Origin of the sequence: Streptomyces sp. NPDC005784 (assembly GCF_042871525.1) — a bacterium.
In the GTDB taxonomy this organism is placed as follows: domain Bacteria; phylum Actinomycetota; class Actinomycetes; order Streptomycetales; family Streptomycetaceae; genus Streptomyces.
The window spans coordinates 79,149-94,942 of record NZ_JBIAIQ010000016.1 but is presented as its reverse complement, the minus strand read 5'-3'; the positions used below and the strand labels follow the sequence as shown (position 1 = coordinate 94,942).

Genomic DNA, 15,794 nt, shown 5'->3' with positions numbered 1-15,794 from the left:
GCGGGCCGATCCGGGCCGATCCGGGCCGATCCGGGCCGATCCGGGCCGATCCGGGCCGATCCGGGCCGATCCGGGCCGATCCGGGCCGATCCGGGCCGATCCGGGCTCTTTTCTTGACAGCCGGGCTGTCCTGAGCGCTGTCGGGCCGTTCCCGGGCAGTTCCTGAGCCGTGCCGGGGCGGGGCGTCGCTAGCCCCGGGGTTCTTTCGGCAGGCCGAGCGTGCGCTCGGCGATGATCGTGCGCTGGATCTCGTCCGAGCCGCCGTAGATCGTGTCGGCCCGGCTGAAGAGGAACAGGTGCTGGGCGGCGTCCAGTTCGTACGGCAGCGCGGCCGACCAGTCCGCCGGGCCCACCGCCGCTCCGGGCCCCCGCACCTGCACCGCCAGCTCGCCGAGCCGCCGATGCCAGCCGCCCCACAGCAACTTCGCCGCACTCGGCGCCCCCGCGTCTCCGGGGCTCCCCGAACCGCCCAGCGTGCGAAGGGCGTTCCACCGCATCGTGCGCAACTCGGCCCACAGCCGAACAAGTCGGTCGCGTACGACGGGATCCGTGACCGCTCCCGTCGCGTCGGCCGTTCTCAGCACACGCCCCAACTCCTCGGCGAATCCGATCTGCTGGGCGAGCGTGGAGACCCCGCGCTCGAATCCGAGCAGGCTCATGGCGACCCGCCAGCCGTTCCCCTCGCCACCGACCACATGCTCGGCCCGCGCCGACGCCCCGTCGAAGAAAACCTCGTTGAACTCGCTCGTGCCGGTCAACTGACGGATCGGCCGGACCTCGACGCGGCCCGGCTGGTCCATGGAGACGAGGAGGAAGGACAGGCCGTGGTGGCGGGTGGACCCCGGCTCCGTACGGGCGAGCACGAAGCACCAGTCCGCCTCGTGGGCGAGCGAGGTCCAGATCTTCTGCCCCGTGACCCGGAACGCCTCCGACGGAACAGCCCCCGAGCCCCGTACGGCGGTCGTCCGGATACCCGCCAGGTCCGAGCCCGCGCCGGGTTCGCTGTACCCCTGGCACCACAGCTCCCGGCCCTGGGCGACCGGCGGCAGGAAGCGGCGTTTCTGTTCCGGCGTCCCGTGCGCGATGAGCGTCGGCGCCAGCAGGTTCTCGCCGATGTGCCCGGACCGGACCGGTGCCTTCGAGCGCGCGTACTCCTCGGCCCACACGACCTGTTGGGTCAGTTCCACGCGCCGGTTCCCGTACCCGTCCTCGTCCCAGCCGAGTCCGATCCAGCCGTCCCGCCCGAGTTCCCGCTCCCAGTCGCGGCGGGCGGGCGTACCGGCCAGGTGCTCCTCCAGCCAGCCCCGCGCCTCGCGCCGGAAGACCTCGTCCTGCGGACCGAATGCGAAATCCACGCGCTCTCCTCCCACCGGACCCGACGACGGACTCATGACACGGACTCGCGACTCGGACTCACGAGACAAGTCGCGAGACGAAGTCACGCAACGAACTCACGCACGAACTCACGCGTTGGGGCGCGTCCTGTCCGCCGCCGCCCGCGCCATCGCCTCCAGTTGTTCCAGCATCGGCATCGGATCGACGCCGACGGTCCCTGGCAGGAAGTCGGCGATCTTCTCCGGGGTCCAGGCGCCCTCGGCGTACCCGGCGCGCAGTTCGCGGGGCTGGGCCCATACGGCGATCTTGGGTCCGGCGATCGTGTAGACCTGCCCGGTGATGCGTTCCTCGCGGGCCCGGTCCGACAGCAGGTAGACCACGAGGGCGGCCACGTCCTCCGGTTCGCCGATCTCCTTCAGCTCCATCGGGACGTTCGCCGACATGCGGGTACGGGCGACGGGCGCGACCGCGTTCGCGGTGACTCCGTACTTGTGCAGTCCGAGGGCCGCGCTGCGGACCAGCGAGATGATTCCGCCCTTCGCCGCGCTGTAGTTGGCCTGTGCGACCGATCCCTGGTGGTTGCCGCTGGTGAAACCGATCAGCGTGCCCGAGCCCTGTTTGCGCATCACCGCCGAGGCTGCCCGGAAGAGCGTGAACGTGCCCTTGAGGTGGGTGGCGACCACCGGGTCCCACTCCTGCTCGGACATGTTGAAGAGCATCCGTTCGCGCAGGATGCCGGCCACGCACACCACTCCGTCGATCCGCCCGTACGACGCGAGCGCGGTGTCGACGACATGCTGCCCGCCCGCCATCGTCGAGATGTCGTCGGCCACCGCGACCGCTTCCCCGCCGGCCGCCTCGATCTCCTTGACGACGGTGTCGGCGACCGAACTCGTGGGCTCGGCGCCCTCGACGGACACGCCGTAGTCGTTGACGACGACGCGAGCGCCCTCGGCCGCCGCGGCGAGGGCGACCGCCCGGCCTATCCCCCGCCCCGCGCCCGTGACGGCGATGACCTTGCCCGCCAAGAAGTTCCCCACGCCCGGCCCCTTCCCGCAGTTTCTGACGGTCCGTTAGATTCAACTCGGATTCTACGACCCGTCAGATACCTGGAGACAAGCCCCCGGGGAGGACTCATGTCGCTGCCGACGCTTCATCCGGAGTTCCACGAGATCGCCAAGCGCGTGAACAACTGGGGGCGCTGGGGGGCCGACGACGAGATCGGAACGCTGAACCTCATCACCGACGAGGTGGTCCGGGAAGCCGCCGCGGCCGTGCGGACCGGGCGCCGCGTGCCGCTCGCCCTCCCGCTCCAGCAGGACGGTGTGCAGACCGGGATGATCCCGGGGCGGGTCAATCCGCTGCACGCGATGGTGCAGATCAACCAGGAGATCTTCGGCCCCGGCACGGTGGCCTGCAGCGACGACGCCGTGACCATGGGCCTCCAGGCGGGCACCCACTGGGACGCGCTGACCCATGTCTCGCACTCCGGCAAGCTCTACAACGGGCGCCCCGCCTCCACCGTCACCCCGCACGGCGGCGCCGAGTTCAGCGGGATCGACAAACCGCGGCACATCGTCTCGCGCGGCGTCCTGCTCGACGTGGCGCGGGCGCGCGGCGAACACCGGCTGGCCGGCGGGTACGCGGTCACCCCCGAAGACCTGGAGGCGGCCGAGGAGTTGGCGGGCACACGGGTCCGGGCGGGCGACATCGTGCTCGTACGGACGGGGCAGATCCAGGTGTACCTGGCGGGCGACAAGCACGGGTACGGCTATCCGTCGCCTGGCCTGTCGGTGCGCACCCCGGAGTGGTTCCACGCCCGCGATGTAGCGGCGGTCGCCAACGACACTCTGACGTTCGAGATCTTCCCGCCCGAGATCGAGGACCTGTGGCTGCCCGTACATGCACTCGATCTGGTCGAAATGGGGATGTTGCAGGGCCAGAACTGGAATCTCGAAGAGTTGTCCACAGCCTGTGGACAAGAAAGCCGCTATGCGTTCCTGCTGTCGGCGATGCCGGAACCCTTCGTCGGCGGCACCGGCACACCCGTGGCACCCGTGGCGCTCCTCTAGGGCTCCAGGGGTCCGTTCGCCCGAGGGCCGGGTGGCGGCGCGCCTCCCCCACTCTCGACTGCACCCGGCCGGGAGGTCCCCCACCTCACCCCGGGCACGGCACCGCGCGCCGCCATCCGCCTCCGGCGTACCCGCCCTGCCCCCCTGGCCGCGGGGGAGCCGACGCCGAATCGCGACTCGCACTCGCCGAGGGCCCCCGTCACCGGAACCCTCGCCGTCCCCTCGCGGCGAATCGCTGAACACAAGCGTGATCAAACGGACACGCCACGTCAACACCCGCTCGGGGATTTATGGCGTTACACCCTATTTAAGACAGCGCGTACGGAAGCACGGCCCGGCGCATTCGGCCACTACCGCGGCCGTGTACACAGGTTTCGTGCATACATGCACAAAACCGTGCGCGCCCGCCGTCCACGGCCTGCCGCACGGAAACCGGGAGGCCGGGCGATCCGTACGGCCGGGAACTCGAAGTTTCGCGCCGCAGAGGGTGGATGGCACCTGGCGCGCCACGGGCACGGGAAGAGCTGGACCGCCTCGCACGAGGCGCGCGAGGAAGGCGAGGCGCGCGAGGAAGGCGAGATCGCCTCAGTGACCCGACCGGACCGGACCGCCTCGCACGGCATGGTCACGGGTGAGGCGGGATCGCCTCGCCGACCGGACTTGGCCGGACCGCACGGCGTGCGCGGGGAAGTGGCCGCCGGACCGCCGCTCAGACCGCCTCGTACGCGAAGCCGTCGGCCGAGTACGGGGCATCCGGCGAGGCACCCGAAGCACAGCGGTCCACCTCGCACCAGATGCGTTTGCCGGCACCCTCGGGATTCCAGCCCCAGCGGTCCGCGAGGCCGTCGACCAGTTCCAGGCCGCGGCCGTTGGTCTCGTCGCCGTCGGCGTGCCGGGGCAGCGGCGGACGGGTGCTGGCGTCGGCAACTTCGAGGCGCACGGTGGCAGCGCCCGCGCCGCCCGGCAGGCAGAGGCGCAGCACGGCCGGACACCCGGTGTGCACCACGGCGTTCGTGACAAGCTCGGAGACGAGCAGGATCAGCGTCTCGGCGAGTGGTTCATCGGCTTCTATCCCGGACCCCGCGAGCCTTGAACGGGCCCACTGCCGGGCTCGCCCCACCTCTGCGGGGTCGGGCCGGATCTCCAGCTGCACTTGAAGCACCTGCACCGCTCACACCATCCGAACCGGCGGACACATCGCCTCGCGCCTCACAAGGGCCACGATCGTAGCCATTTTCTGCATGGCCAGAACAAGGATCACGGAACGTGATTCCCTTGCGAGACAGCATGGTTGACGTACAGTCACCCCAACAAGCGCTTCGGGCATATTCCAGCGCGAAGGAGTACGCGTGCGGCATACTGTGCGACGCTCGCCACGGGGAGTCGAACAGGCAGGTACGGGGGTCCGCCCTGCCTTGCGAACGGCGCGCATCGCCGGGTTCGGCGCGGCCTCGGGGGCAACACCGGGATGGCTCAGCCTCAGAACCACTCGCATCCCACACAAGGTACCGGAGCCCGGCGCCGACTCCAGGCCGTGACAAGTCACGCCTAGGACACAACCCGGTCTCAACGCTCCGTGATTCCGGTTCGCCACGATCCGCGACATCCGCCCACGTTCCTCCCGCAGCACCCCAGGACAGCGGCCCCTTAAGCCGTCCCGGCCGCCAAGTCGTCCGCCAGCTCCTCCTCGCGCTGTGTGGCGCCACCCGCACGGTGCGTCCGTATCCACGCCCTCTTCAGGTGCAGATGGACGTCGGACTCCCAGGTGAAGCCCATGCCGCCGGACACCTGGAGACAGTCGCGGGCGCCGCGCACGGCGGCGTCGTCCGCGAGCAGGCGGGCCGCCGCGATGTCCACCGGGTCGGCGGTGACCGAGGCGGCGTAGACGGCCGCGCGGGCCACCTCGACCCGTACGAGCATGCCCGCACACAGGTGCTGCACCGCCTGGAAGGCCCCGATCGGCTGCCCGAACTGCTCGCGCGTCCGGGCGTGTTGCACGGCGGTCTCGCAGGTCCGGGCGGCACTGCCGAGCTGCTCGGCGGCGGTGAGGAGCGACGCGAGAAGCGCCTCCTCGGCCCGCGGAGGCGCGGGCGCGCCGAGCGTGTCCGGCGCCGGGGGGCCACCGAGCCCGGGCGGCCCCGGCGGACCGCCGGGGCCGCCCGGTGTCCAGGGACCCCGGAGTGCGCCGCTCTCGGGCCGCGAGGCGGTGGCGGCGGGCAGCCGGTGCAGGGGGGTGAGCGGGTCCACCGAGGCCAGCGGTTCGGCTCCGGTGGCGTTCCCGCGGACGACGTCGGCCTCGTCCAGCCATTCCACGAGCCCTCCGTCGACGGACGCGACGACCACCTCTCCGGTGGCGGCCCCGGCCACGGCGCCCGCGGCGAGATGCGTGGCGATCAGCGGGCCCGGCAGCAGAACCCGCCCCGCCTCCTCGAAGGCGAGCACGGCCTCCGGGAGGCCCTGTCCGACGCCGCCCTCCGCCTCGGGCAGGCGCAGCGCGAAGAACCCCGCCGCACCGAGCTCGTGCCACAGCTCCCGGTCAAGGACACGCCCACCGTCCGGATGCTTCCCGTCCGCCGTCCCGCGCGCCCCGCGCGCCCCGTCCGCCCTGTTCGCCCCGCGCGCCCCGTCCGCCCTGTTCGCCCCGCGCGCCCCGTCCGCCCTGTTCGCCCCGCCCGTCCCGCCCCGCCCGTCCGCCCGGTCGACGGCCGCGCGCAGCGCCTCCCGCCCGAACCGGCCCTCCAGCAGCTCCCTGATCCCGTGCCGCAAAGCCCTTTGATCATCCGTGAGTCGGAAGTCCATGTTCCGAACTCACCTCCCCTTGGGAAGGCCGAGGATCCGCTCGGCCACGATGTTCCGCTGGATCTGCGAGGTGCCGGCCGCGATGGTGTACGACAGTGACGACAGCCGGTCCAGGGTCCACTCCCGTCCCAGATCCAGGGCCTCGGGGCCGAGGACCTCGGCGGCGGCGTCGAACAGCTCCTGGCGGGCGTGCGAGTAGCTCAGTTTGAAGACCGAACCGCCGACGCCGGGCACTCCCCCCGTCGCCTGCGCCTCGCTGACGTTCCACTGGGTGAGCCGCCACAGCGCGCGGAACTCGGCGTTCAGCCGGCCGAGACGGCGGCGCAGTACCGCGTCGTCCCAGCGGCCGTTCTTCCGCGCCTCGCGCGCGACCTCGGACAGGACGCGTCGGCAGGCGATCACTTCGCCCACGAAGGCGGTGCCGCGCTCGTAGGAAAGCGTCACCATGGTCACGCGCCAGCCGTCGTTCTCGGCGCCGACCCGGTTGGCGACCGGGACGCGCACCTCGTCGAGGAAGACCTCCGCGAACTCGGTGGAGCCCGCGAGCGTCCGCAGCGGCCGGACGGTGATCCCGGGTGCGTCCATGGGCATCGCGAGCCAGGTGATGCCCCGGTGCTTACGGGCGGCGGGGTCCGTCCGCACCAGCAGCTCGCACCAGTCGGCGACCTCGGCGTGGGAGGTCCAGATCTTGGACCCGCTCACCACGTAGTCGTCGCCGTCCCGCCACGCGCGCGTACGCAGGGCCGCGAGGTCCGAGCCGGCATCCGGCTCACTGAAGCCCTGGCACCAGACCTCCTCGCCGCGCAGCACGGGCGGCAGCCAGCGCGCCCGCTGTCCGGCGCTCCCTTCGGAGGCGATGGTCGGACCGGCGTGCAGCAGCCCGACGAAGTTGGCCCCTACATAGGGAGCGCCCGCGTTCTCCGTCTCCTCCAGGTAGATGAGGTGCTGCGTCGGGGTGGCGCCCCGGCCGCCGGCGTCGACGGGCCAGTGCAGGCCCGCGTACCCGGCGTCGTACAGCATGCGCTGCCAGCCGAGGTCGTACGCCCGTCGCGCGGGCCAGTCGTCCGGGGACGGTTTCGGCGGCAGCGTCGGAAGGACCCCGGCGAGCCACGTCCGCAGGCGCGCGCGGAACTCCTCCTCCTCGGGCGTGTACGCCAGGTCCACTACAGGTCCAGGTCCAGCATGCGGATGGCGTTGCCGCGCATCAGCTTGTGGATCGTCTCGTCGTCGAGGCCCTTCACATGGTCGAGGGCGACTTCCTTGGTGTGCGGGAAGGTCGAGTCGACGTGCGGGTAGTCGGTCTCGAAGGTGGCGTTGTCGCGGCCCACCACGTCCAGGGACGCCACGCCGTGCTTGTCGCGGAAGAAGCAGCAGAAGATCTGCCGGTAGTAGTACGTCGACGGGGGCTCCGGGATCAGGTCCCTGACCCCGCCCCAGGCGCGGTGCTCCGACCAGACGTCGTCGGCGCGCTCCAGGGCGTACGGGATCCAGCCCATCTGGCCTTCGGAGTAGGCGAGTTTGAGGCGCGGGAACTTCACCAGGACGCCGCTGAACAGGAAGTCCATCATCGAGGCCATCGCGTTGTTGAAGGACAGCGAGGCCTGGACGGCGGGGGGCGCGTCGGGGGACGCGGCCGGCATCTGGGAGGACGAGCCGATGTGCATGTTCACGACCGTCCCGGTCTCCTGGCAGACCGCGAAGAACGGGTCCCAGTGGCCGGAGTGGATGGAGGGCAGCCCCAGGTGGGTGGGGATCTCCGAGAAGGTGACGGCCTTCACGCCCCGGGCGGCGTTGCGGCGGATCTCGGCGACCGCGAGGTCGATGTCCCACAGGGGGATCAGGCACAGCGGGATCAGCCGGCCGCCGCTGTCGCCGCACCACTCCTCGACCATCCAGTCGTTGTACGCCCGCACACAGGCGAGGGCGACTTCCTTGTCGTGCGCCTCGGCGAAGGTCTGGCCGCAGAAGCGCGGGAAGGTGGGGAAGCAGAGGCTGGCCTCGACATGGTTGAGGTCCATGTCCTTGAGCCGCTCGGCGGGGTCCCAGCAGCCGCGCCGCATCTCCGCGCGGGTGATGCCCTCCAGCGTCATCTCGTCGCGGTCGAAGCCGACGGCCGCGATGTTGCGCTTGTACGGGAACTTGAGGTCCTCGTAGATCCACCAGTCGGTCGGCGGACCGTCAGGGTCCATGGTGATCTGGTACTTGCCCGCGACGTAGGCGAGTTCGCCGATGCCGGCGGTGAGCGGCCGCGGACCGCGCTCCCGGTACTTTCGCGGCAGCCAGGTCTCGAAGAGGTGCGCGGGCTCGATCACATGGTCGTCGACGCTGATGATGCGGGGCAGTTCGGTCATGGTCCCCTCCGCCTGCGTACGGGTCCGTCCGCGGGTGTCCCCCACGACGCATCTGATGGGTCGTCAGATATTTGTTCAGGAGCAGGCTAGCCCCGCACCTATGGACCGACAAGGCGGCGAGCTCTACGCTCTGCGCACGATCTGACTACCCGTCAGCTACGGGTGCCGAAGCGAACGACCGCAGGGGGCCGAAGTGAACGACACCGCACACGCCCTGAGTTCCGCGCGCACGCTGTGGGAACTGGTCGCCCGCCGTGCCGACCTCACCCCCGACCGGCCCGTCCTGCTCCAGGGCGACCGCTCCCTGAGCTTCGGCGAGTTGCGCGACCGCGCCGAGCGGGTGGCGGCGGGTCTCCACGACAGGGGCGTACGCCCCGGCACGGTGGTCGCCTGGCAGTTGCCCACCCGGATCGAGACCGCCCTGCTGTCCTTCGCGCTGGCCCGGATCGGCGCCGTGCAGTCGCCCGTCATCCCCTTCTACCGCGACCGTGAAGTCGGCTTCGCACTGCGGGAGTCGAAGGCGGAGTACTTCGCCGTGCCGGGCGAGTGGCGCGGCTTCGACCACACCGCGATGGCGCACCGGCTCGGCGCCAAGAACGTCTTCGAGGCGTACGACACGCTGCCGGACGGGGATCCCGCCGTGCTGCCGGCCCCGCCCGCCGACGGCACCTCCGTCCGCTGGATCTACTGGACCTCGGGCACCACCTCCGACCCCAAGGGCGTGCTGCACACCGACCGTTCACTGATCGCGGGCGGCTCCTGCCTCGCCCACGCGTTGCGGCTGTCCGCCGACGACGTGGGCTCGATGGCCTTCCCGTACGCGCACATCGCCGGGCCCGACTACACGGTGATGCTGCTGTTGTACGGCTTCCCGGCCGTGCTGTTCGAGCACTTCGCGCTGCCCGCCGCCCTGGAGGACTACCGCAGGCACGGCGTGACGGTGGCGGGCGGGTCGACCGCCTTCTACTCGATGTTCCTCGCCGAACAGCGCAAGCGGCCAGGAGAGCCGGTCATTCCCACGCTGCGGCTGCTCGCGGGTGGCGGAGCCCCGAAGCCGCCCGAGGTCTATCACTCGGTCGTCCGGGAGATGGGTGTGCAGCTCACCCACGGGTACGGGATGACCGAGGTCCCGATGATCACGATGGGCGCGCCGGACGACACGGTGGAGAACCTCGCGACCACGGAGGGCAGGCCCCCGCAGGGCATGGAGATACGGATCGTGGACCCGGCGGGAGCCTCCCGGCCGTGCGGTGTCGACGGGGACGTACGGCTCAGGGGGGAGGCCGTGTGCCAGGGGTATCTGGACCCGGCGCAGACGGCGGAGGCGTTCGACGGGGAGGGGTTCCTGATCACCGGGGACGTGGGGCATCTGACCGGGAGCGGTCACCTCGTTCTCACCGGCCGGGTGAAGGACATCATCATCCGCAAGGGCGAGAACATCTCCGCGAAGGAGATCGAGGACCTGCTGCACCGGCACCCGGCGGTCGGGGACGTCGCCGTGATCGGGCTGCCCGACGCCGAGCGCGGGGAACGCGTCTGCGCGGTGGTCGAACAGCCGCCGGGAGCAGCGGAGTTGACGCTGGCCGCGGTGACGTCGTATCTGCGCGGGGAAGGGCTGTCCGTGCACAAGCTGCCGGAGCGGCTGGAGGTCGTGGACGCCCTTCCGCGCAACGAGGCGCTGCGGAAGGTGCTCAAGTACCGGCTCAGGGAACGCTTTTCGGGGTGAGGCCCCGGCCGACCGGCCGGCCCGGTCCACCCAGGGTCGGCCGTCGGAGGTCCGCGTGCGGGCGGACCGACCCGTCCCGGGTGAGCGGTCGGCCGGACCGGTCCGCGGACCCGGCCGGCGGGGTGTGCGTCGGCCCGGTCCCGAAGCGCCCTATTCCGGCACGGTGAAGTAGCGGGCGAACGCGCTCACGACCTCCGTCTCGCCGATCCGTCCGTCGGCGTCCGCGTCCAGGGCGGCGGCCGCGCCGGCGGCGATGTCGTCACCCACTCCGAGGGCCCCGAGAACGCGCGCGGTCTCCTCGACCGTGGCCACGCCGTCCCCGTCGGTGTCCGCCACCGCGAGGGCCGCGTGCAGGAAGGGGCGGGCGATCTCGGCGAACCGGTCGGGGTTGTCGCGCAGCCGCTTCACGGCGCCGCTCACGAACTCCTCGCGGGTGATCCGCTGGTCGCCGTCCCGGTCCGCTATCCCGGCCATGCCCTGCCAGAACGCCTCGGCGCCGATGTACAGGGCCTGGCCCTTGTCCGACCTGGCCGCCGTACCGAACTCGGCGAGAAGTGCCTTGGTCGCGGCGTTGAAGTCCTCCCGGTCGATATAGCCGTTGCCGTCCTGGTCGAAGCCGGCGAACCGGGCGGCGATCCTGCGCTCGTACTCGGTACTGACCATGGTGTGTTCGGACCGCCTCACTTCTCAGCCGGCCTGGGCCGGACTGCACTTCATCTGGCACGGAGCGTACGACGCCCCGACCTCCCGGGGAGCCGGAAAACGACGGTTGTACCAAGACCGCAAAAATTCTGGAACAACGGCGTGGCGGTGCGTCGCGCAACGAGCATGGGGCGTCACTCCGGGCAAGGGCGGGGCAGGGACAAGGCGGGGCGAGTGCGGGGCGAGGGCAGGGTTTCGGGGCGGGTGCCCGTGCGGGTGCGGGCGGCCGGTCGGAAGGGGTGACGGCCGGCCGGTCACGCCGACAGCGGGCGGGACTCCTCGTCGACGGCCGCGTCGACGTCGGGGTACACGTCGAAGAGGCGGCGCACGCCGAGGGCCCCGAGGACGCGGTTGACGTGGGAGCCGTCGGCCGCCCCCTGGGCGGGCAGGATCAGCCGCAGACGCCCCCGGCAGGAGCGCATGAGGCGGCGGGCGGCGATCAGGACGCCGACACCGCTGGAGTCGCAGAACACGACCTCGGAGAGGTCCAGGACGATGCTGTGCCGGCCTGCGGCCACCACGTCGTGCACGCTCTGGCGCAGCGCCGGAGACGTCACGAGGTCGAGCTCGCCCGACACCCGCAGCACGGCCCACTCGCCCTCCTGGCCGCCCACGGCGCCCGGACCACCCGTACTCCCTCTCCCCGCGCCGCCCGCGCCGCTGTCGCCGTCGGTCACGTCGGTCACGTGGGTCACCTTGAGCGTCACCGCCACGCCTCTCGCTCGCCTCGCCCAGCAGAAACGGAAGCACTCCGTACGCTTCCTTCCAGCGCGGCTGCCCCGCCTTAGTTCCATGAAACACGGATCCCGCCAGGAAGAAACGCCTGTGTACGGTCGAAAATGCTTCACGAGGGTTCTCTTTCGGTCGCGTACGACCAGTTGCGGTCAGATCCGGGGATGGAAGTGGCACGCCTTTTACCATCCATCGCCTGTCCAGGGGCGCACATTGACGCAAAGGGGCGTGCGTTGTCGGACGTGCCGACTACATTCAAGACAGCAGTTGCGCACAGGCTGGACAGCGGCACCGCATGGCTGGACAGCGGCAGGGGACACGGCCGGGACACCTGCCGGACACAGAGACACCCGGACACAGGGACACAGAGACACACGGACGGGCGCCGGACACGACCAGGGGTGAGGGGGCCGTATGGCGACGCAGGACGCACCGCCCCGCTGGGACCGCAAGATGCAGCAGCGGCTCTCACGCGGAGAGGCGGCCGCGCTCGGTGAGCTCTACGACCGGTTCGCGTCGCTCGTGCACGGTCTCGCCCATCGCGTGCTCGGAGACGAGCGGGCCGCCGACGGGATCACCCGCGAGGTCTTCGCCCACGTCTGGGAGAACCCCGACGCCTACGACCCCAAGCAGGGCCCGCTGCGCTCCTGGGTCGCCACGCTGACCCACCGCCTGGCCGTGCAGCGTCTGCGCGCCACCGAGACCGCCGCGCTCGCCCGGGGCGGCGACGGCACCGCCGAGGAACTGGAGCGCAAGGTGCGCAGCGCGTCCGTCGCCGCCCGCGCGGACTACATCGTCACGTCCATGCCGACCCCGTTGCGGGCCGCCCTGGAGCTCGCGTACTTCCAGCGCCGCGACTACCGCCAGGCCGCCGCCGACCTCGGCGTCACCGAGGACGAGGCCCGCCGCCGGCTCCGCCTCGGCCTCCAGCTCCTGTCCACCGCCCACGACACCGGACCCACCGGCGCACCGCCGGAATACGGGGGTGCGCGGTGAGCGAGGGAACGGACCGTTTCGAGTCGTTCGACGACGAGGACGGGCGCGAGGACGTGCATGCCGACGAGGGCGTGAACGGGCACGAGGACCGGCACGAAGGCATGCACGAGGACCGGCACAGCTGCATGCACGAGGACGGGCAGGAGGACGTGGGCAGCGTCGGTGACGCCGGGCCGCGGCCGGACAGGCCGCCGCGCATACCAATGCCGCGCACCTCCGTGGAGGACACCGGACTGCCGCTGCCCGAACCGGCCGCCCCGCCCGGACCGGCGGCCCTCGTCCTCGAACACCGGGTCCTGAAGTCGCTGCTCGGAGCGTGGGCGCTGGCCGCCTGCTCGGCGGACGAGACGACGGCCGTCGAGGAACACCTCGGGTACTGCGGCTCGTGCGCGGAAGAGGCGCTGCGGCTGCGCGAGGCGGTCGGGCTGCTGCACCCGGCGGAGAGCCTCGACCTGAACCCGACGCTGCGCACCCGCGTCCTGACGAGCTGCCTGGACCGGCGCCCGCCGCGTATACCGGTACCCGAGTGGGCCGCTCCGTACGACGCGGAGACCGCCCGCCTCGACGCCCTGCTCCAGGACATCGGCGGCTCCGAATGGCACGCGCCCGTGCGGCTGCGCTGGTTCGAGGGCGACGGGTCCGTGAGCCGCCGTACGACGGTCGCCGGGGTCATCGCCCATCTGCTGACCGTCGACGGACTGGTCGCCGTCGCGCTGGGTCTTGACGACCCGCTCGGCGGGGCCGACGCGGAGCGGCCGACACCGCAGGATCGCACCGAGGCGTACTGGCGTGCCTCGCGCGTCCCGCCCACCCGGTCCGTGCGCGCCCCCTGGCGGGAGCAGAGCCACAGCATCGTCCGGACGGTGTCGTTCGTGGAGGGAGGCACCTCCCACGCGGGCGAGGCCGCGGGCGGGGAGGGCTCCGGGCGGCTCACCGTGGCGTACGGCGGTTTCGATCTGCCGCTCAGCGACTCGATGCTGGACCGGGCCTTCGAGTGCTGGGTGCACGCGGGGGACATCGCCGACGCCGTGGACTACCCGTACGAACCGCCCGCTCCCCGGCACCTCCACCGGATGATCGACCTGGCCGCGCGGATGCTGCCCGTCTCGCTCGCCGAGCGGCGCCGGGCCGGGCTGTCGGCCCCGTCGGCCCGGCATCTCGTCGCGGCGGGCGCTCCGGGGCGCAGCCTGCGCCTCGAGATCGAGGGCTCCGGGGGCGGCGAGTGGCTCATCCCGCTCGATTCGCCCGGCGCCGTCGGCTCCGCCGAGCGCGAGGTGGCCCATGTCGCCCTGGACGGGGTGGAGTTCTGCCGCCTGGCCGCGGGCCATGTGTCCCCGGAGGAGGCGGCCGCCGGACAGGACGGCGACCGCGAGGCCATCAGGGATGTGCTGTTCGCGGCGGCGTCACTGAGCCGGATGTAACCCGGCCGCGGCGGCGAACCCACGACCGCCCGACACCTCTGTGCCCGTACGCCCGCATGCCCGAGCGCCCGTACTCAGTCACCCGGTCACACAGTCACGCGGTCACGCGAAGATGACCGTCCGGCGCCCGTTCAGCAGGATGCGGCGTTCCGCGTGCCACTTCACCGCGCGGGCCAGCGCCTGGCACTCCACGTCACGGCCGATGGCGACCAGCTGGTCGGGGGTGACGCCGTGGCCGACCCGCTCGACCTCCTGCTCGATGATCGGGCCCTCGTCGAGGTCGGCGGTCACGTAGTGCGAGGTGGCGCCGATGAGCTTGACCCCGCGGGCGTGCGCCTGGTGGTACGGCTTGGCGCCCTTGAAGCTCGGCAGGAAGGAGTGATGGATGTTGATGATGCGGCCGCTGAGCTGCTTGCACAGGTCGTCCGACAGGACCTGCATATAGCGCGCGAGGACGACCAGCTCGACGCCCTTCTCGCGCACCAGCTCCAGCAGCTGCGCCTCGGCCTCGGCCTTGGTGTCCCTCGTCACCGCGATGTGGTGGAAGGGCACGTCGTACGACCCCACGAGCTCCGCGAAGTCCGTGTGGTTGGAGACCACTGCGGCGATGTCGACGGGCAGCGCACCGATCCGCGCGCGGAAGAGCAGGTCGTTCAGGCAGTGGCCGAACTTGCTGACCATGAGCACGACCCGCATCCGGTCCTCGGCCCGGTGGATCTGCCATTCCATGTGGAAGGCGTCACCGATCGCCGTGAAGCTCGCGCGCAGCTTCTCCACCGTCACCGGCGACTCCGCCGAGAAGTGGACGCGCATGAAGAACAGACCCGTGTCGTGGTCGCCGAACTGCTGACTGTCCTCGATGTTGCAGCCGGTCATGAACAAGTAGCTCGACACGGCGTGCACGATGCCCTGCTTGTCGGGGCAGGAGAGAGTCAGGACGTACTGCTCGGCGGCGGGCGCGCTCCCGCGGACGGACGGCTCATTCATGCGGGACAGGGTCCCATACCAGGCCCCCGCGACGGAGCGCCGTCCCGCCACGCGGACGCCACGGAGGCACCCCCGGCCGAGCCGCGGCCGACCCCCGGCCGAACCGCTAGGCCGACCGCGTAAGGATGCGCAGGACCTCAAGGGTGCGCGGAGGCGCGTCCGGGTCCTCGCCGTCGCTCGACGCCAGCCGTACGTGCGCGGCGCGCGCGGCCTGCAAGGCGTCCGGCCACCCCTGGTGGTCGAGATAGGCGGAAACGGGCGCGTCCGGTCCGACCTGGTGCATGATCCGCAGGACCCGCAGGACGGCGCTGTCCACGAGGGCCGCCTCCTGGGAGTCCCGGAAGATCGTGCCGACGTACTTCTCGGCCGACCAGTTGTCCAGCCAGGTGTCCTCGACCAGGCGGTACACGGCGTCGGTGACGTCGCCGTACCCGTCGATGCCGGCGAGCCAGACGTCTCGTTGGAAAGCGGGGTCGGAAAGCATGTGCAGCGCGGAGCGCACATTGCTGCGCCAGCGCCACCAGGGCATGTCGTTCAGTGGCATGCCGCCCATGGTGGATGAGCGACGACCGCGACGGGAAGAGTTCTCCGAGTCTTGCACGGTCACCGATCGTACGTTCCCTATGAAAATCAGTTCATCGACCCCTGCAATTCACCTCTACGTCACCCAGTG

14 protein-coding genes are annotated in these 15,794 nt (G+C 71.4%); 4 read left to right on the top strand and 10 right to left on the bottom strand.

Annotation, left to right across the window (positions count from 1 at the left end; genetic code table 11):
- Positions 1-188: 188 nt before the first annotated feature.
- Together ACFYR3_RS24545 and ACFYR3_RS24540 are read right to left on the bottom strand one after the other, a co-directional pair.
- Complete coding sequence (locus ACFYR3_RS24545) at positions 189-1,355, bottom strand: acyl-CoA dehydrogenase family protein (RefSeq protein WP_389284729.1); 1,167 nt, start codon at positions 1,353-1,355, stop codon at positions 189-191.
- A 108-nt stretch (positions 1,356-1,463) separates the two neighbouring features.
- Positions 1,464-2,375 (bottom strand): SDR family oxidoreductase, encoded by a 912-nt coding sequence (locus tag ACFYR3_RS24540; protein WP_355847200.1) that lies wholly within the window; start codon positions 2,373-2,375, stop codon positions 1,464-1,466.
- Positions 2,376-2,471: 96 nt separating this feature from the next.
- On the opposite strand from ACFYR3_RS24540, the gene ACFYR3_RS24535 reads away from it, so the two are divergent.
- A complete protein-coding gene (locus ACFYR3_RS24535; RefSeq protein WP_355847197.1) occupies positions 2,472-3,407 on the top strand; it encodes a cyclase family protein in 936 nt (311 codons plus the stop codon).
- A 709-nt stretch (positions 3,408-4,116) separates the two neighbouring features.
- Here the strand turns inward: ACFYR3_RS24535 and ACFYR3_RS24530 are convergent.
- The 4 genes from ACFYR3_RS24530 to ACFYR3_RS24515 all read right to left on the bottom strand — a co-directional run bounded on the left by ACFYR3_RS24530 (position 4,117) and on the right by ACFYR3_RS24515 (position 8,557).
- Positions 4,117-4,575, bottom strand: coding sequence for an ATP-binding protein (locus ACFYR3_RS24530; protein ID WP_355847194.1), 459 nt, complete (start codon positions 4,573-4,575; stop codon positions 4,117-4,119).
- A 479-nt stretch (positions 4,576-5,054) separates the two neighbouring features.
- Positions 5,055-6,206 carry an acyl-CoA dehydrogenase family protein gene (locus ACFYR3_RS24525; RefSeq protein WP_389284728.1) on the bottom strand — a complete coding sequence of 384 codons (1,152 nt, stop codon included), beginning with the start codon at positions 6,204-6,206 and terminating at the stop codon, positions 5,055-5,057.
- Between the two features lie 9 nt (positions 6,207-6,215).
- Positions 6,216-7,370 carry an acyl-CoA dehydrogenase gene (locus ACFYR3_RS24520; protein WP_389284727.1) on the bottom strand — a complete coding sequence of 385 codons (1,155 nt, stop codon included), beginning with the start codon at positions 7,368-7,370 and terminating at the stop codon, positions 6,216-6,218.
- A complete protein-coding gene (locus tag ACFYR3_RS24515) occupies positions 7,370-8,557 on the bottom strand; it encodes an amidohydrolase family protein (protein WP_355847185.1) in 1,188 nt (395 codons plus the stop codon). Before ACFYR3_RS24515 ends, ACFYR3_RS24520 begins: the two co-directional genes overlap by 1 nt.
- Positions 8,558-8,750: 193 nt before the next feature.
- Here ACFYR3_RS24515 and ACFYR3_RS24510 point away from each other — a divergent pair, with 193 nt between their 5' ends.
- Positions 8,751-10,283: an AMP-binding protein gene (locus tag ACFYR3_RS24510; RefSeq protein WP_355847182.1), complete on the top strand. Its 1,533-nt coding sequence runs from the start codon at positions 8,751-8,753 to the stop codon at positions 10,281-10,283.
- Between the two features lie 150 nt (positions 10,284-10,433).
- On the opposite strand, the gene ACFYR3_RS24505 is transcribed toward ACFYR3_RS24510, so the two are convergent.
- Positions 10,434-10,946, bottom strand: coding sequence for an EF-hand domain-containing protein (locus ACFYR3_RS24505; RefSeq protein WP_355847179.1), 513 nt, complete (start codon positions 10,944-10,946; stop codon positions 10,434-10,436).
- Positions 10,947-11,239: 293 nt separating this feature from the next.
- The gene (locus ACFYR3_RS24500; protein WP_355847427.1) at positions 11,240-11,599 is read right to left on the bottom strand and encodes an STAS domain-containing protein; all 360 of its coding nucleotides are present in this window, start codon (positions 11,597-11,599) and stop codon (positions 11,240-11,242) included.
- 532 nt (positions 11,600-12,131) lie between these two features.
- Between ACFYR3_RS24500 and ACFYR3_RS24495 the strand changes: the two genes are divergently transcribed.
- Together ACFYR3_RS24495 and ACFYR3_RS24490 are read left to right on the top strand one after the other, a co-directional pair.
- Positions 12,132-12,713, top strand: a complete 582-nt coding sequence (locus tag ACFYR3_RS24495; RefSeq protein WP_355847176.1) for a sigma-70 family RNA polymerase sigma factor — start codon at positions 12,132-12,134, stop codon at positions 12,711-12,713.
- A gap of 125 nt (positions 12,714-12,838) precedes the next feature.
- On the top strand, positions 12,839-14,134 hold the full coding sequence (locus tag ACFYR3_RS24490) for a zf-HC2 domain-containing protein (protein ID WP_389284763.1): 1,296 nt from the start codon (positions 12,839-12,841) through the stop codon (positions 14,132-14,134).
- 102 nt (positions 14,135-14,236) lie between these two features.
- Here ACFYR3_RS24490 and purU read toward each other — a convergent pair whose 3' ends face one another.
- The gene (gene purU / locus ACFYR3_RS24485; protein WP_355847173.1) at positions 14,237-15,121 is read right to left on the bottom strand and encodes a formyltetrahydrofolate deformylase; all 885 of its coding nucleotides are present in this window, start codon (positions 15,119-15,121) and stop codon (positions 14,237-14,239) included.
- A gap of 106 nt (positions 15,122-15,227) precedes the next feature.
- Positions 15,228-15,728: a hypothetical protein gene (locus ACFYR3_RS24480; RefSeq protein ID WP_355847171.1), complete on the bottom strand. Its 501-nt coding sequence runs from the start codon at positions 15,726-15,728 to the stop codon at positions 15,228-15,230.
- Positions 15,729-15,794: the final 66 nt, after the last annotated feature.

Coding starts and splice junctions, on each gene's coding strand:
- ACFYR3_RS24505 (WP_355847179.1), bottom strand. CDS start 10,946: ATGGTCAGTACCGAGTACGAGCGCAGGATCGCCGCCCGGTTCGCCGGC.
- ACFYR3_RS24495 (WP_355847176.1), top strand. CDS start 12,132: ATGGCGACGCAGGACGCACCGCCCCGCTGGGACCGCAAGATGCAGCAG.
- ACFYR3_RS24535 (WP_355847197.1), top strand. CDS start 2,472: ATGTCGCTGCCGACGCTTCATCCGGAGTTCCACGAGATCGCCAAGCGC.
- ACFYR3_RS24490 (WP_389284763.1), top strand. CDS start 12,839: ATGCACGAGGACGGGCAGGAGGACGTGGGCAGCGTCGGTGACGCCGGG.
- purU (WP_355847173.1), bottom strand. CDS start 15,121: ATGAATGAGCCGTCCGTCCGCGGGAGCGCGCCCGCCGCCGAGCAGTAC.
- ACFYR3_RS24525 (WP_389284728.1), bottom strand. CDS start 6,206: ATGGACTTCCGACTCACGGATGATCAAAGGGCTTTGCGGCACGGGATC.
- ACFYR3_RS24515 (WP_355847185.1), bottom strand. CDS start 8,557: ATGACCGAACTGCCCCGCATCATCAGCGTCGACGACCATGTGATCGAG.